Below are 21,651 nucleotides of genomic sequence, written 5' to 3'. Positions count from 1 at the left end.
GACGTGCCGCAGAGATTCCATGCTTGAGCCGGGGTGGTGAAGATCGTACCCTTCGCCGATGAGCTCGCGATGCCGCACTATAGCATTAAGTCTGACATGTGTTGCCGCGGTCGCGCTGACGGCTTGCGAGGAAGTAAGCCTGGACCAGGATACCGACCCGCCCAATACCATCATTACGTCGCAGCACGGCGCGACCAGTGCCTTTGCCGATATAGAAGTAGCGTTCGACAGCTCCGAGCCCGGGGTGTTTCAATGCAGCGTTGACGGCGCCGAGTTTACGACGTGCACCAGCCCGCATAGCGTAACTGGGTTAGCTGATGGCGCGCACACCTTCGCGGTGCGTGCGGTAGATGAGTCCGGCAACGTCGACCCGACGCCTGCCGAGCTGCAATGGACTATTAACACCAGCGATGCGGCGCTCGAATTTACGACCGCGCCGGCGGCCGAGACCAATCAAGCCGTCGCCACGCTGGCGTTTGCGACCAACCGCGCCGCGTCGTTTCTTTGTTATCTCGACGACGTGCTCGTCGCCTGCGCGCCCGACGCTGACAACCTTGGCGGCACCTTTACCAGCCTAGCCCTCGCTGATGGCGACCACGAATTCCGCGTCGACGCGACGTTGACGGGTAGCGGCGAAGAGCTGTCTAACTCGGCGGCGTGGATGCTCGATGCAACCGGCCCGGTGGTCACCTTCATCTCGCCCACCAACAACGGTGCGACGAAGGCGGCGCAGGTAACCGTGAATTACCAAGTAAATGAGGCGGCCACACTCACCTGCGCCAAGAACAGCGTCGCGGTGCCGTGTGGCACGGTGCCCACCTTGCCCGGCTCGGTCTCCACCAACCTCGGCGCACTGGCCGAAGCTAGCAGCGTGTCATTTAAAGTGACTGCGCAGGACGTGCTCGGCAATGTCACTAACAGCACGGTGGTGTTTGCGGTCGATCGGACGGCGCCTGACCTAGCGTTTGGCACGGAAACCACCCATACCATTCCGTTTTCCGCCGATGAATCGGTCACCTTCTCGTGCACGCTGATTGAGTTGCCCAACTCAATCGTCGTTTCTGACGTCCCATGCAACACGGTTGACACGCCGAGCACGACAGGGATCTGGAGCAAGAATCTCCCGCCCAACTCCTACCAACTTGACGTCGACGCGTTTGATCGCGCCGGCAACGCCGCCACGACGATCTCACGCATTTTTTGCGGCTCGCAGACGCTGCTGCCTTGCAATTTAATGCAGTGACACGCTCCTTGCGTAGGCCAGCAGGAACACATGTAGGGCGGTGGCCGATATGTGTGGCACGAACAATCTTCGCAGACCTCTCAAACGAGGATGCCTTAATTCTGCGCTGGGTTATCATTAACTCGCTATGCCCGATGTCACGCACCAAGCTGGGTTCACCCTCACCGAGTTGCTTGTCACCGTGGCCGTCGTCGGCGGGCTCTCGCTGATGGCGATTAGTTTCGGCGGCACGCCCAATTTTTCTAGGGAGGCGCGCGACACCATGGTCGACGCCGTATCGCAAGCGCACCGTATGCGCAGCGCCGCCACCAGCTTCGACGCACAAAATGCCGGCTATCCTCCGGATGTGCGCGGGCGGATTCGAATCGAGGTGCGGTATTGCGGTAGCAACCCGCCGGACGGCATCACGTGCAACGACCAGTGGACGCCGTATTTTGCGGTAATTACCGAGCTGCTCAAGCCAGGCGGCAACCCTGCCTTTGAACGATGGCGCGAGGGCTACCTCCAGATGTCGCCAATTGAGTGTGAGGGTGAAGGGTGTCGAGATGGCTTGGCCCAGCTATACGCGCGCAAGTCGTTTGATATTACGCGCGGCGTGACGTGCCAAGGTCCTCCTGATGACAATCCCATGTATTGCGACACCGCGTTTACCCAGGCGGAGGGATTCTCGAAGTTGATGTGGATGGGCGGGCCGGCAGAGGCGATGGAGATTTGGTGCTATCACAATGGTACCTGCGACCCAGTTACCTACTATTTCCATAACATCGGCGGCAGGCCCGAGCTGCATCGCATTGCCGTCTCGATGACCGGGTCGATCCACGTCAGCGACAACTGGGGAAACTGAGCGACGACGACGTGTTAGTCACCACGACGACGCAGGCGCGTCGTAATTTGTTCGAACTCGGGGACCTTGAAGATGGCCGCGAGCACGCCATACGTGAGGCCGCCGAGCGCGACGGGGATGAGCACGTGCAGCACTTGATGCCAAAGCTTGGCGCCGCCAAGCGTCGCGTCGAGTAGATAATATGATCCAAGCGCCATCGCGCCCATGACGGCGGCCATCGCGAGGATTTTTAGCGCATAGGCCGCTAGCTCGCGGTGCGCCAGGCCGGCGATTCGACGACAAAAAAACGCGTACAAGATAGCCACGTTGAGCAAGGCGGCGATCGCGGTGCCAAGCGCGAGCACCTTGTAGCCGTAGGCGTGATAGAGCAGCGAATTGACCGCGATGTTGCCGGCGACGGCGGCCAGCGAGGCGATGACCGCAAAGCGCGGCGTGCCGACCGCGTAAAACGCAGGCGCCAGCACCTTGACCGCGGCGTACGCGACCAAGCCGACCGCGTAATATCTAAGCGCCAGCGCGGTGGCGGCGGTGTCGCTCGCCAAGAAGCGCCCGTGCTCGTAGATGAGTCGAATGATCGGTTCGTCGAGCAGCACCAGCCCGATGGTCGAGGGCACGGTGAGAAACAGCACCAGGCGCAGGCCGCTTTGCGCGTTGGCCGCCAGACGCGGCAGGTCGGCATCCGCGGCCGCGGCGGCAAAGCGCGCGGTCGCAACCGTGGCGATGGCGACGCCAAACACGCCGATGGGCAACTGCAAGAAGCGAAACGCAAATTCCAGCCACGACACCGCGCCGGGCTCGTGCGAGGCAAACGACGTGTTGACAAAAACGTTGACCTGCACCGCGGCGACCGACAGCACGGCGGGCGCCATGGTCCACGCGATGCGATGCATGCCTTCGCCGCGCAGGCGCAAATCAAGGCGCAGCCGGGGGCGCCAGCCAAGCCGCCACAGCGGTTGCAATTGCACCAGCAGCTGCACCGCGCCGCCGAGGAGCACCGCGATGGCCCACCCAAGCGCCAGCGTCCTGCCGCCGGTTTGCGTCGCCCACAGCAAAAGCCCCGCGAGCACGGCGACGACGTTAAACAGCGCCGGCGCGATGGCGGGCGCGACAAAGCGCTCCTGCGAATTAAGCATGCCCATCGCGACGGCGGCCATCGAGATGAAGAAGAGAAATGGCAGCATGACGCGCGTGAGCAGCACGGTGAGTTCGAGCTTGCCCGGCGTATCGGCATAGGCACCCGCCATCAGCGTCACCAACTCGGGCGCAAAAAAGAGGCCCAGCGCGATCAGCAAGCACGAAACGGCGGCGAGGGTGCCAAAAACGGTGTTGCCTAGCTCGTACGCGGCCGGGCGCCCGTCGTGGCGCAACGTCTTGGTGAAGACCGGGACGAACGCGCTAGACAACGCGCCTTCGGCGAAGAGATCGCGCAGCAAGTTTGGAATGCGAAAGGCGACCTTGAACGCGTCGCTGACATGCCCGGCGCCAAAAAGCGCGGCAAACGCTTGCTCGCGCAAGAGGCCGAGCAGGCGCGACAACATCGTCGCCGCGGAGACGAGCGCGGCGCTGCGGCCCATGCTGCGTTCGCTCATCGGACATCCGTTGCAGGCGTTAGCAGCACCGCAAGGTCGCCCGCGATGCGCACCAGCTCGGCGTCGCCGGAGGTACGAAAGGACTCGATAATGCCCGAGCTGGTGGCGGCGTTACGTTGGCTCTCGCTGGAGGCCGCGAGCCCGAGCGCGACCTCGGCGGCTAGGACGCGGACGTCGTTGCGGCGTTGCGGGTTGGTGGCAAGCACGCCATACATCGCAATCCATTCGTCGAGCTCGGCGTCTAGCACCTCGGCGGTCTCGAGCTCCGCGGCGGCGAGTTCGCGTGCAATGCTGCGCGCCGAAAGCGCCGCCGTGGTGGCGACGTGATGATCCCAATGGCCGGCGGCACGGCCAAGCGCTGACAAGAGCGCGTGGCGATCGATGGCTGAGGGCGCGGCCCAAATAGCTGGCAGGCCGGGCGGGTCGGCGTCGATCGCGGGTCGCAAGGCCGCGGCGGTTAGCATGCTCCCCTGGGCCTGCACGGCCGCCAAGTCACCCGCATCATATGCAGCAGTTAGGCGGCTACTTGAGTTATCACTGCTCGCAAGTACGCCGAGCGCGGCGCCAACTAGCAGCGTAACTATTCGAAACACGTAGGTAAATTGCCCTACGCAGGCGCTGGTCGCAACATTTTGTCCAAACTAACGATCGCCCCACGCCAGCTGATGAACACATAAGATCTCGATTAAATTGACAGCATGCGTGCTTGTTCAGTACCGTCTTTCTGTTCAGGGCAGGAGGCATACATGGCTGAAGCGATGACCGATAGGCAGAAGCAAATTCTCGACTTCATTTCGAGCTCGATTACGGAGCGCGGGTATCCCCCGACGCTGCGTGAGATTGGGACCCATTTTGGGATTCGTTCGACCAACGGGGTGAACGACCACCTCAAGGCGCTCGAGAAAAAAGGCCACTTGCGCCGCGAAGACCTCAAGTCGAGGGCGATGCGGCCAGTCGTCGACGTGGCGCCGCTGCGTCGAGCTGCACGCGGCACCATCCTGCCATTTGGCGTTTTTGGTGATGGCAACGAGGCGAGTGCCGAGCCCGCCAATGACCTCAGCGACGAATTCTGCGAAATCCACATTATGGGGCGCGTGGCCGCCGGGGCGCCAATTCTGGCCGTCGAAAACGTGCAAGACACCGTGCGCGTCGATCGCACGCTGGTCGGCAATCACCGCGACGTCTTTGGCCTGCGCATCGTCGGCGAGTCGATGATTGAAGACGGCATTTTCGACGGCGATTATGTGTTCGTCAAAAAGACGCAAACCGCGAGCCGCGGCGAAATCGTCGTCGCGATGATCGAAGGCGAAGCCACCGTGAAGCGCTACTATCCCGAAGGTGACTACATTCGGTTTCAGCCCGCCAACTCGAACATGCAGCCCATCATGGTGCGGCGCGCTGAGTTCAAGGCGGTTGACATCATTGGCGTCGTGGTCGGCGTCTACCGCAAGCTGTAACGCTGGCAGGGGGCCCGCCGCGGCGGTTGCCTGGAAAATCAAATTGTTTCGATAGGTTCCGCCTCGCGCGGGAGACTTGTCGCTTGTTGCGGGGCGACAAGTTTGCTACCTCTGATAGGTGCCACGGCTGCTAGCGAAGCGATTCGCCGCAAAAGCGGCCATGGTCTCGCTTACCCTGCACGCGGTGGTTGGCGTCGCCTACGTAGCGACGCGCGAGCCGCCGGCGCCAAGGCTGCAGTTGCAGCTGCTTGGCAATGGCAAGGGCGAAGTGTTGGTGAGGCGAAGCAGCGGCGCGATCATGGTCTGCCAGGGCGGAAGCTGCGAGTGGGATTTGGCCGCCGGCGAGACGGTGACGATGACGGCGACGCCAGATCGAGCCTCGGTATTTGGCGGCTACCTCGCGCCCAGACGGCGCACCTGGCTGGCGCGCTTGCTAGATGAGCTGTCGCCGGTGGCGGAGTGCTATAGCGAGCGCGCGTGGGCGTCGACGGGCGCTTCGCCGCGCGACGTGACGGCGTGCAAATTTACGGTGCCGGCGCGAGCCTCGGCAACCTTGGTCGTCAAGTTCGCCAAGCGGCCCACGGAGCAGGAAGTGGCGATCGTAAATGTCGATGTCGCCGACGTAGCGCTGCCGCGCGAACAAGATCGCTTGGCGCAAAAAAAGCAGAAAGACAAGAAGTTGCTCGCGCCGCCGCCCGCACTCGTCAAGCCGCCCGAGAAAAAAATACCCGTGCTGGCGCTGATCGTGCCGCCACCACCCCCGCCCGATCAAGCGCCACCGCCGCCACCTCCACCCATGCCCGAAAATATGCGCATGGTCGAGTTGCCGCCCGACAACAAGGTCGAGGTCGCGCCCGAAGACGCGACGCACCTCTCGGATGAAAATCGCGACGTCAAAGAGGAGACGCGCGCTACAGATACGAATTTGTCCCGCGAGTCTAAAGGGGCGGTCGCGGCGAGCACGCCGTCGGCTGATACCACGTCGCCCGACGTTGGTGGGGCCGAGGAGGTAATCGCCGAGCTCGCGACGCGCGAGACGATTACCGATCGCGGCCGCGAAACGACGCTGGGCGAAACGCGCGGCGAGAGCAGCGAGCGCGCGGGCGAAGAGGGCGAAAACGGCCAGCAGGGCCAGGGCTCGCTTTCCAAGGGCCTTATGGCCATGCGCGGCATTTCGGGGCGCGGCTCGATTACTACCACAGGCGAGGCGGGCGATGGCCGCCGACGTGGCACGCCGGGTCGCCGAGGCTTGCGCATCGAAGGGCTAGATCAATACGAACGCATCGTCGGCAAAGAGGTCGCCGAAAAAGAGCGACTGGTCGCCACGCAGAAACAGTCGCAAAAAAAGGGACGGTTCACGCAAACCAGCGAGGCCATTCGCTCGGCGCTCGACAATTTCACGCCTGAGATAAAGCCCGGCAATCAGACCGCGCTCAAGACCAAGGCGCACCCGTTTGCGGTTTACGTCGCGCGTATGCACCGGCGCATCCACGCGGTGTGGGGCTTTGGTTTTCTGCGCGAGCTCGATCGCCGGCCCGACAGCGATCCGATGAACAAGGAATCGCTGTATGTTGAGCTCGAGCTTTCGATTAATCCCGATGGCAGCCTGGAGAAATTTGGCGTCGTCAGGACCTCGGGCGTCACCGCCTTTGATGTCGCGGCGCTGCATACGCTGTACGAGCTAGCGCCCTTTGACGTCACGCCGCGCGCGATTCGCTCGAAAGACAATCGCGTGCATTTGCGCTGGGGCTTTGCCCGCGATTGGCGCGCCTGCGGCACGTTTAATACGCAAACCTATATTCTGACCGAGGTGCCGCGCGGTAGCACCGTGGCCGCAGATACCGGCCGCGAGTCGTCGGCGGCCGAAAAGGTATTTTACGGCGCGATCCCCGACGATCCGGAATCGCACGAGGGTCATGGCCATGCGGGCGACGGCGGTGGTGTTGGTGCCGGAGGCGAAGGGGCGGCGGCGCCTGGTGCCGCTACAGGCGCGAGCAAGTCGCCGCAATTGCAAAAAGCCGAGGCGGCAAGCACGGCGTGGCTTGCGGCGTTGCGCGCGCGCGATGTGGCGGGGCTCGTCGCCAACACCGCGACGCCATTCGCCGTTGGCGTGCAATTGCAGGCGACGACCAAGGCGGGGCTCGAGGCCTTCTACAACACCATGTTGCGCGAGCTCGATCCGCTAACCAACCACCAGCTGTTTAGCGCCAGCGACTACGAAAAGCTGGTGTCGACCGACAGGCGCGAGAGCAAGGTACCTCCCGATGGCTATGTGCTGGTCGTCGAGACGCGCGGCGCCCGCTTTGCCGTATTGTTTGTGCCCGGGCTCTCGGGCGCCTATCGCGCCGCGCAGATGACGCAATAAGCGTTGGGGTCACTCCCTGCCCTAAATCCCATAGGCATTTCCAGTAGTTGGCTACGCTACTGCGTGATCACGTTCACGCGAAAGGTGACTACGCACCACCTGATCTAACATGTTGTAATTCAAGCGTTATCTGGAGCCGGGAGTGACCCTGTACAAGAGGGGCTAGTCGGACATCAGTTGTGCTCTTTTGGCGCGAGTTTGCTAGCCTGCGACGATGCGTGGGTTGCAATTGAAAGCGACGGCCAAGAAGCTCATTGGGTGCATGTTGGCGCTATCGTTCATGACCGCGTGTCGAAGCAAAAGTGGTGACACAACGCTGACGCCACGCGAAGAGGCGACGGCGGTCGACAAGCCAGCGGTCGTAGCACCGTCCGTCGACGCAGGTGAGCCTGCCCCGCCCGATATCGCGGCGGTGGGCGTCGCGGGCACCAAGCGGGAGATCGTGCCGGTCGCCGGCAAATTCACCGTGATCGATTTTTGGGCGCCGTGGTGCGAGCCGTGTAAGGCGATTTCGGCGGGGCTCATCGACCTCGCGACCGCGCATGACATCGCGGTGCGCAAGGTGGAAATCGAAGACGTCGACGACCCCGTCGCCATAACGCATCTAACGCCGCGCGGCTTTGGCGTGCCGCACCTCAAAGTTTACGATGCGCGTGGCAGGCTGCTCGGCGAAAAATCGGGCGCGGCGTCGGAGCTCTTGCCGTGGGTGGCGGCATTGCTGCCGCCCAGCCGCGCGCGTTAGCCCTGCGCTGATTTTGAAAAGACGTTTCTTGATCGGCCCAACCCTGGGCCAAGTGACCTTAATTGGCGCCGCGAGCGGCTTATCTGCCGAAGAAACTCATGAGAGAGCCCGTGCGAATATCTGATGAGCCCATCAGTTTTCTGAGGCCCGGCGCGGTTGAGGTTGCTACTGCGGTGGGAGATGGAGGCGCCTGTGCGCTGGCACGATGATTGCTTTTGTCGCTGACATGCAAAACAGAATTCGATTTAAGCCTAGTTTCACCACGCGTCGACACCTCGGCGCCTCCGCACTCGCCGCGATGGCATTGAGCGCTGTGGCTTGCGGCGCGTCTAGCACGCAGCCTAACGGCCCAAACGAGGTGCGTTCAGAAAAACCCTTTGAGCCTAACCGCGCCAATGTGACGTCGGACGATCTCAAGGCGCTGTGGCAGGCGCAGCTCGCCGCCGCGATCGATGTCTACGGCGCGGTCGCGGGCGACAAGGCCCTACAAGAAAATTTTGCCTACTCGCCGGCGTCGGTATCGCTCGCCTTGGCGATGACGAGCGCGGGGGCTTCTGGCGACGCGCTGGCGCACATTGAGGCAACCATGGGCTTTCCCGCGCAAGGCGCGCTGCATGACCTTATGGCGGAAAGCACCGGCGCGCTGCTCGAGATGAATCATGAGCCGCTGTTTCCCGGCCAGGAAGGCGAAGTCGATGGCCAGCAGGTCAACGTGGTGAACTCGCTTTGGCCACAGGAAGGGCTCGAGTTCAAGGCGCCATTTCTCGACGAGATGAGCATGTCGTACGATACCGGCGTCTATCCAGTAGACTACTTCGGTGCTACCGAGGCGGCGCGTCAGTCAATTAATGGCTGGGTCGGCGATCAAACAAATGATTTGATTCCCGAGCTGATTCCGTCGGGCATCCTCTCCGAAGACACCCAATTGACACTAGTCAATGCGGTGTATCTCAAAGCGCCATGGGCCAGCACGTTTGACGCGGCGTTGACGTCTGACGGCGTATTTTTCGGGCAATCAACTGCGGGCGCGGTGCAGCGCACGGTGCCCTATATGCGCGGCACATCCGCCGTTAGCACGGCGATCGTGGACGCTGGAGAACTTGGCACCTTGCAAGTCGTCGAGATCCCGTATGGCCATGGCGATCTATCGTTTGTTGTCGTGATGCCTGCGTGCGCTAACGGCGAGGATTGCGAGTCCGCGACGCTGCCGCCGGTGCCCGCCAGCGCGTTGCCACAGGCGCTCGCCGCGCAGCTGCAACAAACCGGCGTCTCGCTGTCGCTGCCGAAGTTTGAGATTCGCAGCGCCGTGAAGCTACGCGAAGCCTTTGAAGCGCTCGGCATGACCGCGCCGTTCAATGGCGGCATAGATCGCATTGCCGACCAAGAATTTGTGGTGGCGGAAATTGTCCACGAGGCCTTCGTCACCATCGACGAAAAGGGCACCGAGGCTGCGGCGGCCACAGCCGTGGTATTCGAACCGACCGGTGTGCCAGAAACGCTCGTGATTAATCGCGCGTTTTGGTTCGTGATCCGCGACAATGCCTTGGGAATTCCGCTGTTTATTGGCTTTGTCGCCGACCCTAGCTGACGGGCAGGCCGCCCCCGCCGTGGCGCCGGCAAAAAGGTTGCCGCAGGGGCTCGCCCCGCATACGGTTGGGCATGGGAACTCGCCGGTGGTCGCTCCTGGTAGCTGGCGCGTTGGCGCTGGCGACACCGGCCCGCCTGCGCGCGGACGAAATTACCGCGACCGACAAGTTGCGGATGCTGTATTCCAGTCGCTTTAATTTTAGCGACGAGGGCGTGCCGGTCATCACCATCGAGATTGCCAGCGGCGACAAGACGGCGACGCTTTCCGCGCCCGGCGGCCTGCGCATCTTGCCCGACGGCGCCGGCGGCAGCCGCCTCGAGAACCGCAAGGCGCTCGCGGTCACGGTGCGCGCGCAAGACACCTCGGCATCGATTGTCGACTGGTGGACCGTGGTTGCAACGCTAGAGGCCGGCGACGAGATGGGCCTTGGCAAGGCGATGGCGGCCTGGCAGGCGCGCGGCTTGGCGCCAAAATCGTTCGAGACCGGCACCATCGTCTCGGTGCAGGGTGAGGTTATCGATACGCGCCGCATTGTGGTGGCGGTGTCGCCGGTGCGCGAGGCTTCGTTGCAGGCGCGCGTTGCCGCCGACGTCAGCAAAAAATTTGGCGTGACGACCTCGGCTTACCAAGAGCTTGTGAAGCGCCCGGGCGGCGAAATCGTCGCCTCGCTCGGCGATGCCGAAATCACCAACGGCTCGATTCTTTGGTTCGAGCCGGTGCGCGACGGCGAGACGATTGCGGTGGCTAACGTCAAGGTTGGGCACGGCGGCTCGCAGCTCACCAGCCGCCGCGAAACTCGCCGTTATTGGGGCCGCATTTTTGTCACGGTGGGGCACGACGGTAGCCTCGTCGTCGTCAACGCAGTGCCCGAGGACAAGCTGCTCGCGGGCATCGTGCCCGCCGAGATGTTCGCCGACGCGCCGCTCGCCGCACTCGAGGCGCAAGCGATCGCCGCGCGCACCGATCTGCTCGACAAGGTCACACGCCGCAGCAGCGTCGATCCGTTCTTGCTGTGTTCGACCCAGGCGTGTCAGGTCTATGCCGGCGCCGGCCACGAAACCGCGCAGGCAACGCAAGCGGTGGCCAACACGCGCGGCATGGTCATGCTGCGCAATGGCGGCGGCCTCGTCGACGCGCGCTATAGTTCAAGTTGCGGTGGCCATGGCGAACACAACGACACCATTTGGGGCGGCGCGGCCGATCCGTCGCTGCGCGGCGGCTTTGACGTTGCGAGCAGGCCGGCCGCTGGCGTCGGCGACGTCGCCGCATTTTTAAAGCGCGGCGATACGACGTCTTGGTGCGCCCGCGGCAGCCGCGGCAAGGAACATGTGCGGTGGAGCAAGACGTTTGCCGCCGCCGAGCTCTCGAAGATGGTCGCCGCGAAGTACCCACAGGTCGGCGCGGTGCGCAAGCTCGAGCCCCTCGAGCGCGGCGTTTCCGGGCGCCTAAGGCGCCTGCGCGTCGTCGGCGAAGGCGGCAGCGCCATCGTCGAGGGCGATCTAACCATCCGCCGCCTGTTCGGTGGGCTCAAGTCATCGCTCTTTGTCGTCGCCGTCACGGGACCTGCCGCTGCGCCACAAACCTTCACGTTTAACGGCGCCGGCTTTGGCCACGGCGTTGGCATGTGTCAGGTCGGCGCCTCGGCCATGGCAGAGGCCGGCAAGACCCACCAAGAGATCTTGTCGCATTACTACCGCGGCATGCACTTGCACCGGCTCTATTAGGCTGTTGCAGCGGTTGTGACCGTGTGGTAGCCCCGCGGCCATGAAGCATTCAAAGCGGTTGTTGGCGGTGGTGGGTTTATGCGCGATGGCGCTGGCGTGGGGGGCCTGCGAGAAGGCGCCGCGCAAGCTGGCGACGAGCACGACCATGCCGTCGCAGGTGCTCGCGGTGGCCTCGGTCGCCTCGCTCGATCAGTCGCTCGCCGGCATCGCCGCGTTTGCCAATGAGCTTAAGCCTGGCGTCGGCGGCATGATCAGCAGCCCGATGGTGGCAATGGGTTTGGCGAAGGGCGCCGGCGCGATGTCCCTAATGGGTGTGGCGTGGGACAAGCCGCTGCACGCAGTCGTGGTGCATCAGGTGGGTGCGCCCCCGGCGATCGTGCTGGTGCTCACGGCTGCCGACGCCAAGGCGCTGCGCGAAGGCGCCGGCACCGACGTGTTGGTCACCATGAACGGCAGCACCGCGCTGGTCGGCCGCAAGGCGCCGCTCGAGTTGGTCGCCCCGTGGGTGTGGGGCAAGTTGACGGTGGACGCCGCGCCTGCCGAGCTTACGGTGACCGGTTACATGGGAAATGTGAACGCCGCGTTCGGCAAGCAGATCGAAGCAGGCATTGCGCAAATGGAGGCCGTGTTGCCGGCAGAGCAAAAGCAAATTGCGGGCATGTACCGCGGCATGTGGGAGGCGTTGGTCGCCGACTCGGACGCGGTGTTTATGAGTGCCAGCGCCTCGGCTGCCGATGCGACGTGGGTGATGGGCATCAATGCCAAGGCCGGGAGCAAGCTCGCCGCGCTCGCTGCCGCGCAGAAGCCCAACGATTTCTCGCTGCTGCGCAAAGTACCGGGCCGCGGCGCGAGCTCGTTTATGGTGGGCTCGATGGCGATGGGACCGTATAGCGACGTATTTATGGAATACGTCAAGTCGATGTCTCCGGGCATGTCCGCGTGGATGCCCGTCATGGAGGCGATGATGAAACAGGATGACATGCAGTTTGCGGGCACGTTTACGACGGTTACTAACATGCAGGCGCTGATCAGCGTGGGCGATGAAAAAACCGCGGCGGAGGTGCTAGGAAAAATGCAGGCAGCGCTTGCGAGCGCGCCCAGCATGTCGACGAGCGGGCTTATCGTGAAGTACGACAACGTGCGCCAGAGCACGGTCAGCGGCGTCGGCGTAATGAGCTACGATCAACACATGGAAGTCGATCCAGCGTCGCCGCAAGCGGCCGTGCTCAAGGGCAACCCCATGATCGATATGATGGGTAAGTCGAGCTTTTCCGGTGCCGCGGTTGGTGAGTATATGGTGACCGCGATTTCACCGATCGGTCAGCCATCGAGCATCGCCGCGAGCATTGCGGCGGTCACGGCAACCGATGGCGATGCCAAACCGTTTGCCCCTGAAATCGAAGCGATGCTGGCGCGCGGCCGTGACCGTAAGGAATCGTTTGTGATGGCTTACGACCTCACGGCCTTTGTGCCGATGATGCTGGCGGCGGGCGGCGCGCCCGCACCTGCGGCAGAGATGCCCGGCCCCTTTGCGCCAATTGAAATCGGCTTCGGCGCATCGGGCGGCGCCATCCAAATGCGCTTCTCGGCGACGAGCGCCAGCGCCAAGGCCACGATGGCCGCCTTTGGCGCGATGGGCGCGAATCGTCCAACCCCTTGATCTAGGTTCACTATTTCATCAGCGGCCGCGGGATCTACCGCCGCAGGCCTTGACGATTCGACACCAAATCGACTACCTAACGACTTCAACGCAAGTTGACCCTGCGCGGGTGGCGGAATGGTAGACGCGCTAGCTTGAGGTGCTAGTGGGTAACACTGTGGGGGTTCGAGTCCCCCCTCGCGCACAACCAAACTTGGATACGGGTAAATCGGCACGTCATGCATCGGCCGCAGCTGCCACAGCAACATCCGCATAGCGCGCCGACCTCGCGGATGACCGCGGTGGTTGCGTTTTACGCCGGCGTTGCCATCTTGGGCGTGATCATTGCCGCAGCTGGCGGCAGCGCGGACGTCTATCGCGTCGGCGCGCCCCGCGGCACGGCGTGGCTCGTGGCCTCGCCGCTCATCGGCGTGGCAATTGGCCTTGTGCTGGTTGCCGCCTCGCAGTTTGCCACCGCGCGGTGGCAGCGGTTGCAGGGGTTGCGCGATGGCTTTCGCGATGTGCTTGGTCCCTTGCGTCATCGCGATATTGTCATGCTCGCCGTGAGCAGCAGCTTGGCGGAGGAAATTTTGTTCCGCGGTGCGCTGTTGCCGTGGCTGGGGCTTGGTTGGCAGGCGGCCCTGTTTGGCCTGCTGCACATCGGCCCCGACCGGCGCTTCTGGATCTGGACCGTCATGGCCACCGCCATGGGCCTCGTGCTCGGCGCGCTAACCTTGTGGGTGGGCGACATTGGCGCCGCCATCGCCGCGCACTTCGTAGTGAACTATCTCAATCTGCGCTTCATCGCCGCGACGCCGGCGCAGCCATCCTTGCGGCCGCCCACCCACCCGCTGCCGGATGCGTAGGGCAGCGAACTACGCAATCGCGGTGCGAATATAGGCGCGCAGCTCGGGCAGATTGCCCGGCCAGCGATGGCGCTGCAATTTTTCGAGCAGCTTGCCGTGGCGGCTCGACTGCGCAAATACCGCAGGGTCCATTTGCAAGCTGGTGACGACCTCGTCGAGCAGCAGCGGCAAGTCCTCGATGCGATCGCGCACCGGGGGCATCACCAGCGTTTGCTGCGACAGTTGGCGATAAAACGATCCGCGCATGCGGCCGGCGTTGACCTCTTGCCCAAGCGGGCGCGTGGTGGTGGCGATGACCCGCGTCTGCGCCGCCTCAATCAAATGCGACACCATTTTTTGCTGTTCGAGCGATAAGAGCTCGACGTTGGCTAGCACCAACGTGCCACCCGGCGCCGACGCCAACCCGGTGCCGTTGGCCGTGGCATTCACCTCGTCGCTGAGCCGGCCGCAATCGATGACGCGCACCGGGCCGGTCTTTACCGCCGAATTTGCATGAATGGCCATGGCCGCGGCTTCCTTGCCGGTGCCGATTTCGCCCTCGAGGAGCACGGGGCGCAGATTCTGTGACGCGATATCGAGCGAAAAAAAGACCCGGCGCATGACGAGGCTGATGCCGCGCAATGGCCCAAACTTGGCCGCCGCGGAAACCTCGAGCGTGAGCCAGCCATGCTCGCCGGAAAACCGTAGGCGGGCGTTGCCCAGCGCAATCACCGCGCCTTCGTGCAGCAGACAGCGCTCGACCCACACGCCATCGACCAGCGTGCCGTTGCGACTGCCCAGATCCATCGCGCGCACCGTGCCGTTGGCCTGCACCACGAGCTCACAGTGGTAGCGCGACACCGTCCCGTCGGTCAGCCGCAAATCGCAGCCATCGCCGGTGCCAATCACGACCCGGCCGCTGGTGGCGGTATAGTCGACGCCGGCATCCGCGCCTTCCGAGACCTCGAGATAGACGCGCCGGATTTGAAGTTTTTCACCGCCGCCAGTGCCAGTGTTGGTGAGCGGGGCGAGCAGCGAGATTTCGTCAGGCATCCGCGGCGGACGGTAGCACATTTGCAGGGGCGACGCGAAACGCTAGCTTGGTTTGAACACCACCTGGCGGCGCGCTGCTGGCATAGACGTAGCCGCCGGTTTGTTCAACCAGGCCGCGCGCGACCGCGAGGCCGGTGCCCTCGGCGGAGCGCCCCGTGGGCATGAAGGGCTGAAATACGTGGACCAGCTCGGTATCAGTGAGCGACGGTCCATTGTCGCTAACCGCCAAGACGATAAAATCCCCCTCGCGGTACATGCGCACGCCTACCTCGCGTCGGGCCTCGGGCAAGCCACCGTCGCCCGCCGCAAATAGCAGCGCGTTAAATACCGCCTGGCCGACCCGGCTTGGCTCCCCGATGACATCGATGGGCGCGGCGAGGAGGTCCGAGGTTACCGAGGCTCGCGCCAAGATGTTGGGCTCAAGCAGCGCCAGCGCGGTTTGCACGACGCGCACTAAGCAGCACGTCGTCGCTTCGACGGGGTGCATGCCGGTGAGTTCGCCCACCTTCTGCACGGTATCGATCACGCGCGACAGGCCGTGATCGATCTGGGCGAGCAAGGTGCGCAACTGGTCGCGCGAGGTGTCGTCGCCGACATCGAGCGCGCGCTGGATGCGGCCGATGTTGAGCTGGACGTAGGTCAGCGGGTTGAAGACCTCATGCGCCAGCCCGCTGGCGATGTTGGCAATGAGCTGGCGACGATCCGCCTCAATAAAGCGGAGCTGCTGCTTGTTCTCCGCGCTGATGTCGCGCGTCCATGAGAAAATGAGCGTGTCCTCGGCGCGTTGCTGAACGACGAAAGAGACTTCGACGGGAATCCGATGGCCAAGCTTGTGCTGCACCACCATCGCCACCACGCCCGCTTGCGCTTGGCCCGTCGAGGCCTCGTGCATCAGCTTGCCCACGCGCCCGCGATCGCTCGGCATGACCGTGCCGAGCATGGGCAGGCTCATCATTTCGGCTGGGGTATAGCCCGTGAGGGCGGCGCCCGCTCGATTGACGAACCACCGCGTGGTGACCCCCGCCTTGATCTGAAACACCATCAGCGCGAACTCAAAGCTATCGAACGCTTGCAGCAACTCGTCGAGGTAGTGGCTTGGATGGACCGTATTTGGCATTAGGGGCGCCTCATGGTGCCTTGACGAAGGTGCCGAGTTGCTTGTCCTTGGTGACCCCAGGAAAGGCGAGCACGCGGTTGTGCATGCAAACGTAGACGCCTGGGGACAAGAGCTGCACCGCGAGCAACGCCTCGGTGAGGTTTTGCAGCGCGTCGGTGGTGCGCAGCTCATAGGGCCGCATCGCGCCAGTTAGCACCATCGGCACGCGCGGACCGCCGGCGCCGGCAGCCACCTCGTGCACGCGTTCGCCGCTCTGCGCGAGCCGATCGGTGCCGTGCACGATCACCACGCCATCGCAGGTTTGTGAGAGCCGTGTCGCCGTGTCGGCGATGAGCTGATGGTCCGCGGCAGACATCTCGAGGCTATCCTTGTTCATGAGGGCGTGGCGCTCGATCGCGACGCCGCGCAGCTCGAGCGAGGCCAACATCACATCGAGCACGGAGAGGTGATTTGCCAGCACCCCCGATAGCTCGTCATAGGTCTTCTCGATGGTGCCGCCGGTCGAGATCAGCGCAATGCGTTTTTGTTTCATGGCGGCGACCTTAAGCGTACACCGGTTTCAGTTAAGCAACGTATAGGCGATCGCGAATCCCGTGAAGATGCCGCCACAGATGGCGAGGCCGCGCCAGCAAAGGCGCGCCATCGCACCCGGTGGCTTGTGGCGCGCGATGATGGTTGCGCCCGGTACGTTGGCGGGCAGTGGGCGAGGCGCGGCTGCCTTGCGTGCCGGCGAGGGTGGTATCACTGGTGGTGCGAGCGAACGTGGCGCGGCCGCCAGCGCCACCGGCGTGGGGACGACCATTGCTACCGTCACCGCGGGCGTCGCAAGAGAGGCGCCTGCGGCCGACATGATGCTCGCGATATCCATGCGCACGGTGGCGCACGCGCTCTCATTGGCTGGCGGCGTTTTAGCCAACATCGTGATGGCCGTGGTGATCTTGCGCGGGGGCGACACGTCATCAAGGCTGGCAAGCCAGGTAGCAACCTGCGCCTGCGACGTGGCCATGTCGCGCTGACGCCGCAAGTGTTCGATGGCGGCACTCATCGCCGCGGCCGTGGCCCAACGCTCGTCGGGGTTTTTCGCCAACGCCTTGGCGATGATCGCGTCAAACTCGGGCGAGATTCCCTGGTTGACGAGCGAGGGCGGGTTCCACTTCTTAATGCGTTGAATCGTCTCCACGTCCGACGCCGCGGCGAACAGCGGGCGCGCGGTGAGCATTTCGTAGGCCATGATGCCGGCGCCAAACAAATCGACGCGGTGATCGACGCGGCCGGCCATCGCCTCGGGCGCCATGTAAGCGAACTTGCCCTTGATCTTGCCGCTGGTGGTCATAAACATGCTCGCGGTGGCCTTGGCGACGCCAAAATCGATGAGCTTGGCCATGCCGTCAAACCCGACGAGCACGTTGGCCGGCGAGACATCGCGGTGCGTGATGCCAAGCGGCGTGCCGGCGCTATCGGTAATCGTGTGCGCGTAGTCGAGCGCATCGACGATCTGCGACAAGAGGTGCAGCGCGATCGCCGGCGGCATGGTTTGACGACGTTCGGCGAGGCGAACCAAGATGCGACGCAGGTCGATGCCGGTCACCAATTCCATCGCGATGTAGTAGGTGCCGGCGACGCAGCCAAGGTCAAACGTCTTGGCGATGCCCGGATGGTTGAGATGGCTCGCCAGCTTGCCTTCGCGGATGAGTGCGGCGGTGAAGTCTGGGTGTGCCGCAAGATTTTGCAGTACGCGCTTGAGCGCGATGCGCTGGACAAAGCCGTAGGCGCCCTGTCGAACCGCTTCGTCGACGGTCGATGTCCCGCCCGAGCCTAGGTGTCTTGTCACCACGTATGGCCCAAAGACCTCACCATCGACGCCTTGCTCCTCTTGTAACCAATTGAATTTATGTAGATTTGGAGCGGCCATACGGGTAATTGGAGCTATTGCAAACAGTATGCCGTGAACAAATTGGTGCAGATCTCCGGCCGGTGTTATCAATTCTGTATGCGTCCGATATCCTTCGCATTGCTCCTCGCGATGATGGCGGCCAGCACCACCGCGGGGTGCTACGACAATGTTGCGACGGAATTTCCGGCGGGCCTTGAGCCGCTCGAAGAGAATGTCGCCCCGACCCAAACCGGCGCGACCTATAGCGAAACGTTGGCGCTGGTCGAGGGCGACGACGACTATATGTGGGTCCACGGCCGCGGCTATGTCAACGCGCCCGCGGCCCGGGTGTGGGCCGCGCTCAAGAACCCCGAGACCATGGTCGGCGGCTGTGCCGTTGACAGCTATAGCATCACGCCCGACGTTGAACCGGCCTATGAGTTTAGCTTCGAGGCGCACTACGTGCGCAACGAGATCATCACGGTCGAATGGCAAAACAATTTTCGCTACGGCACCATCGAAGGCGTCGCCGAGACGCCAGAGTTTGCGCTCATTCGCTATCAGAAAACCTTCGGCAATGAGGTCATCTCCCTCATCGAGGGCTCGGTGCAGCTACATCAGCTCTCGGCCGACGTCACCGAGCTGCAATACATCGAGCATCTCAGCGCCATCCGCGCGACCACGGGCGACATGAAAGCCTCGATGAAGCAGCGCTTTGCCAAGGCGCTCGCCGAGGCGCACGACGAGCCGTTGCCTGTATGTCCGTAGCTGATGCGCCTGCGTCGCTCGCGGCGAGGGCGCTGGCCCTGCTCGAACAGCTCGCGGACGATCCGCAGGCGTTGGTCGCGCTAAACGAGGCCGAGCGCGCGCGCTTGCTGACGGTGTGTGGCCAGCTGTCGCGCCCAGCCAAGCATGAGCGCAAGGCCTTTGTCAAAGCGCAAGCGCGCGCGAGGCGGCAGCAAAAGCGCGCGGCCGATGGCGTGCTGCTGGCGAAGGTGGGTATTCGCGAGTTGCGCGCCTTGCCGGTTTACACCCCGACGTTGCCCGAAGGTGGCTTGTTGGGGGAGCCCGTGCCGGCACCCACGGCGCTCGCCGACGTCGGTGATCAGGTCGATGGCGACGATGACGTCGCGGCCGAGGCGATGCGGCTGGCGGCTGCCCGCATGTGCTACGTGTGCAAGGCCCGCTTTGATGCGTTGCACCACTTCTACGACTCGATGTGTGCGGCGTGCGCGGCGCTCAACTGGGAGAAACGCCACCAGACGTGCGATCTGACGGGGCGCTATGCCATCGTTACCGGCGCGCGGGTGAAGATCGGTTATTACATCGCGCTTAAGCTCTTGCGCGCGGGCTGCCACGTGGTGGTGGTGACGCGCTTTGCGCGCGATGCCGCCGCGCGCTACAGCGCCGAGCCCGATTTCGCGCAATTTGCCGCGCGGCTGCAGGTGCACGGCGTTGACCTGCGCCATACGCCAAGCGTCGAGCACTTTGCGGCGACCATGTTGCAAACGCTGCCGCGTCTCGACTTGCTGATCAACAATGCGTGTCAGACCGTGCGGCGGCCGAGCGGCTTCTACGATCATCTCGTGGCTGATGAACAGGCGGCGTGGTTGGCGTTGCCGGCGGCGCAGCAGGGTGTGCTGGCGACGTGGCATGACGCGCAGGCAGCGGCGGCCTTGTCGCAGGTACCCATGTTGCCCGAGGATGCCTTGCGCGGCGATCATCTTTTTCCGGCCGGCCGCCGCGATGCCGACCTGCAGCAGGTCGACCTGCGCGAATTCAATAGCTGGCGGATGCGGCTACACGAGGTGCCCACCAACGAGCTGATCGAGGTCCAGCTCGTCAACGCGATCGCGCCGTTCGTGCTCAACGCGCGGCTCAAGCCTTTGATGATGCAGGTGCCCACCCGCGATGCCCACATCGTGAATGTCTCGGCGATGGAGGGGCAGTTCTATCGCAAATGGAAGACCGACAAGCATCCGCATACCAACATGGCCAAGGCGGCGCTCAACATGCTCACCCGCACCTCGGCGGCCGACTACGTCCGCGACGGCATCTATATGAACGCCGTCGATACCGGGTGGGTGACCGACGAGGATCCGGTGCATCTGGCGGCACGCAAGCAACACGAGCATGGGTTTCATCCACCGCTTGATATCGTCGACGGGGCCGCGCGCGTGCTGGACCCGGCGTTTGTTGGCTACAACACCGGGCACCACGTGTGGGGCAAATTCTTGAAAGATTATCGCGCGGTGCCGTGGTAGGTTGGCGACGATGAAAAAGACGTTTTGCGCCGCCCGGGTCGCCATCGGGCTCGTGGCCATGCTCGCGATCTCAAGTGACGTGGTGGCCGAAGGCAAGGCCGCGACGCCGACCTCGCCGCCGCCCGCGATCGACAAAAAGATCGACCTCGGTTTGTTTTTTGGGGCTAGAATATTCTCCGACGACGCGGCGCTGGGAGCGTTTGACCCCGCCGTGCCGCCGCTTGCGCCGACAGCGGTCATAAGCCCGCGCGTAACCTGGCGCATCATGCGCTCGCTGTGGATCGAAGGCGAGCTGCCCATCGCCCCGACCACCACCAAGGAACGCGACGTCAAGGTGTTTTGGTTTGCGCCGCGGGCGCTCGCGACCTGGAACACCGGTGGCAAGGGCGTGCGCGGCTTGGTGAGCCTGGGCGTCGACATGCCGACGTCGCTATCGGCGGCGCGCGGCATTTTTGGCTCTGAGGTATCAGTGTCGGGCGTCGCTGGGCTGGGCGTCGCTTGGTCGCGCGACCGCCTGACGTTCCGGCTCGATGCGCGGCACTTGCTCACCTTGGCGCGAGAACCAGACGCGGTGACCAGCGAGTGGGAATTCGTGGTCGGCTTTAGCTATAGGTTGGTTAAAAAAACAACCGCACCACCTCCGGCGCCGATCGCTGCCGACACCGATGGCGACGGCGTGGTCGATGCAGACGATCAGTGCCCGCGCGGCAAAGAAGATCAAGACGCCCATGAAGATGGCGATGGCTGCCCCGATATTGACGACGACGGCGATGGCGTGCTCGACGACATCGACAAGTGCAAGAGCATCGCTGAAAACCTCAATGGCTTTGAGGATGAAGACGGCTGCCCAGATGTCCTGCCGAGCGAATTCGAGCTAGTGATGGGGCCCATCGAGGGCATCTCCTTCACGCGCGGCAGCGATGAGGTTACGGTCAAGTCGCGCCGTCTCGACGCCATTGCGGCCATCATGGCAAAGTATCCCAGCGCGCGGATTCGCCTCGTAGGCTACGTCTCCGCCGAAGAGGTATCGCGCACGGATGACGAGCCCGATGTTGCCGCCGCCGAGAAGCTTGGGCGCGCGCGAGCCGAGGCCGTCCGCGCCGAACTTCAAGTGCGCGGCGTCGCGGGTACCCGCATGCGCCTTGACAGCAAGGGTGGCGAACAGGCCGCCGGCGACGAGCCGGCTACCCCGCGGCAGGTTGCCTTGCAAATGGACGACCAGTAAGCCGTCTAGGAACAGAAGGCGGCACGGTTTTTGCTGTACTCACTCAGCGACGGACGAATGCCTTACTCCCCTACGCCACGAAG

The 21,651-nt window shown here is 63.6% G+C and carries 18 protein-coding genes and 1 tRNA gene; 13 read left to right on the top strand and 6 right to left on the bottom strand.

The annotated features are described in order from the left end of the window. Window positions 1–58 precede the first annotated feature (58 nt). Together IPL79_09300 and IPL79_09295 are read left to right on the top strand one after the other, a co-directional pair. Window positions 59–1,243 carry a hypothetical protein gene (locus IPL79_09300; GenBank protein ID MBK9071179.1) on the top strand — a complete coding sequence of 395 codons (1,185 nt, stop codon included), beginning with the start codon at window positions 59–61 and terminating at the stop codon, window positions 1,241–1,243. 127 nt (window positions 1,244–1,370) lie between these two features. After that, window positions 1,371–2,087 (top strand): type II secretion system protein, encoded by a 717-nt coding sequence (locus IPL79_09295; GenBank protein ID MBK9071178.1) that lies wholly within the window; start codon window positions 1,371–1,373, stop codon window positions 2,085–2,087. A 14-nt stretch (window positions 2,088–2,101) separates the two neighbouring features. Here IPL79_09295 and murJ read toward each other — a convergent pair whose 3' ends face one another. Together murJ and IPL79_09285 are read right to left on the bottom strand one after the other, a co-directional pair. Continuing rightward, the gene (murJ, locus tag IPL79_09290) at window positions 2,102–3,676 is read right to left on the bottom strand and encodes a murein biosynthesis integral membrane protein MurJ (GenBank protein ID MBK9071177.1); all 1,575 of its coding nucleotides are present in this window, start codon (window positions 3,674–3,676) and stop codon (window positions 2,102–2,104) included. Continuing rightward, window positions 3,673–4,269 carry a hypothetical protein gene (locus tag IPL79_09285; GenBank protein ID MBK9071176.1) on the bottom strand — a complete coding sequence of 199 codons (597 nt, stop codon included), beginning with the start codon at window positions 4,267–4,269 and terminating at the stop codon, window positions 3,673–3,675. The genes murJ and IPL79_09285 overlap by 4 nt, the downstream gene beginning before the upstream one ends. A 153-nt stretch (window positions 4,270–4,422) precedes the next feature. Here IPL79_09285 and lexA point away from each other — a divergent pair, with 153 nt between their 5' ends. The 8 genes from lexA (at window position 4,423) to IPL79_09245 (ending at window position 14,057) form a co-directional block, all read left to right on the top strand. After that, on the top strand, window positions 4,423–5,133 hold the full coding sequence (gene lexA, locus IPL79_09280; GenBank protein ID MBK9071175.1) for a transcriptional repressor LexA: 711 nt from the start codon (window positions 4,423–4,425) through the stop codon (window positions 5,131–5,133). 160 nt (window positions 5,134–5,293) lie between these two features. Next, window positions 5,294–7,498, top strand: a complete 2,205-nt coding sequence (locus IPL79_09275) for a hypothetical protein (protein ID MBK9071174.1) — start codon at window positions 5,294–5,296, stop codon at window positions 7,496–7,498. A gap of 214 nt (window positions 7,499–7,712) precedes the next feature. Further along, on the top strand, window positions 7,713–8,240 hold the full coding sequence (locus IPL79_09270) for a thioredoxin family protein (protein ID MBK9071173.1): 528 nt from the start codon (window positions 7,713–7,715) through the stop codon (window positions 8,238–8,240). A 397-nt stretch (window positions 8,241–8,637) separates the two neighbouring features. Next, window positions 8,638–9,828 (top strand): serpin family protein, encoded by a 1,191-nt coding sequence (locus IPL79_09265; protein MBK9071172.1) that lies wholly within the window; start codon window positions 8,638–8,640, stop codon window positions 9,826–9,828. A gap of 71 nt (window positions 9,829–9,899) precedes the next feature. Beyond that, on the top strand, window positions 9,900–11,552 hold the full coding sequence (locus IPL79_09260; protein ID MBK9071171.1) for a SpoIID/LytB domain-containing protein: 1,653 nt from the start codon (window positions 9,900–9,902) through the stop codon (window positions 11,550–11,552). A 40-nt stretch (window positions 11,553–11,592) separates the two neighbouring features. Next, window positions 11,593–13,212: a hypothetical protein gene (locus IPL79_09255; GenBank protein ID MBK9071170.1), complete on the top strand. Its 1,620-nt coding sequence runs from the start codon at window positions 11,593–11,595 to the stop codon at window positions 13,210–13,212. Window positions 13,213–13,315: 103 nt separating this feature from the next. Continuing rightward, window positions 13,316–13,396, top strand: a tRNA-Leu gene (locus IPL79_09250). Between the two features lie 34 nt (window positions 13,397–13,430). Beyond that, the gene (locus IPL79_09245) at window positions 13,431–14,057 is read left to right on the top strand and encodes a CPBP family intramembrane metalloprotease (GenBank protein MBK9071169.1); all 627 of its coding nucleotides are present in this window, start codon (window positions 13,431–13,433) and stop codon (window positions 14,055–14,057) included. Between the two features lie 9 nt (window positions 14,058–14,066). Here the strand turns inward: IPL79_09245 and IPL79_09240 are convergent, their stop codons facing one another. The 4 genes from IPL79_09240 to IPL79_09225 are packed head-to-tail and all read right to left on the bottom strand — an operon-like array spanning window position 14,067 to window position 18,118. After that, window positions 14,067–15,089: a sigma 54-interacting transcriptional regulator gene (locus IPL79_09240; GenBank protein MBK9071168.1), complete on the bottom strand. Its 1,023-nt coding sequence runs from the start codon at window positions 15,087–15,089 to the stop codon at window positions 14,067–14,069. After that, window positions 15,082–16,206, bottom strand: a complete 1,125-nt coding sequence (locus IPL79_09235) for a PAS domain S-box protein (protein ID MBK9071167.1) — start codon at window positions 16,204–16,206, stop codon at window positions 15,082–15,084. The genes IPL79_09240 and IPL79_09235 overlap by 8 nt, the downstream gene beginning before the upstream one ends. 10 nt (window positions 16,207–16,216) lie before the next feature. Then, a complete protein-coding gene (locus IPL79_09230; GenBank protein MBK9071166.1) occupies window positions 16,217–16,738 on the bottom strand; it encodes an asparaginase in 522 nt (173 codons plus the stop codon). Window positions 16,739–16,765: 27 nt separating this feature from the next. Continuing rightward, window positions 16,766–18,118 (bottom strand): protein kinase, encoded by a 1,353-nt coding sequence (locus tag IPL79_09225; protein ID MBK9071165.1) that lies wholly within the window; start codon window positions 18,116–18,118, stop codon window positions 16,766–16,768. A 78-nt stretch (window positions 18,119–18,196) separates the two neighbouring features. Here IPL79_09225 and IPL79_09220 point away from each other — a divergent pair, with 78 nt between their 5' ends. From IPL79_09220 to IPL79_09210, 3 genes are read left to right on the top strand one after another with little or no spacing between them, the layout of a single operon-like run. Then, a complete protein-coding gene (locus tag IPL79_09220) occupies window positions 18,197–18,847 on the top strand; it encodes a hypothetical protein (GenBank protein MBK9071164.1) in 651 nt (216 codons plus the stop codon). Continuing rightward, window positions 18,838–20,343 carry an SDR family oxidoreductase gene (locus tag IPL79_09215; GenBank protein ID MBK9071163.1) on the top strand — a complete coding sequence of 502 codons (1,506 nt, stop codon included), beginning with the start codon at window positions 18,838–18,840 and terminating at the stop codon, window positions 20,341–20,343. The genes IPL79_09220 and IPL79_09215 overlap by 10 nt, the downstream gene beginning before the upstream one ends. Window positions 20,344–20,353: 10 nt before the next feature. Continuing rightward, window positions 20,354–21,568 (top strand): OmpA family protein, encoded by a 1,215-nt coding sequence (locus IPL79_09210; GenBank protein MBK9071162.1) that lies wholly within the window; start codon window positions 20,354–20,356, stop codon window positions 21,566–21,568. Window positions 21,569–21,651 lie beyond the last annotated feature (83 nt).

Source organism: Myxococcales bacterium (assembly GCA_016716835.1).
Lineage (GTDB): Bacteria > Myxococcota_A > Polyangia > Haliangiales > Haliangiaceae > JADJUW01.
This window is presented reverse-complemented; position numbering and strand designations above follow the sequence as displayed.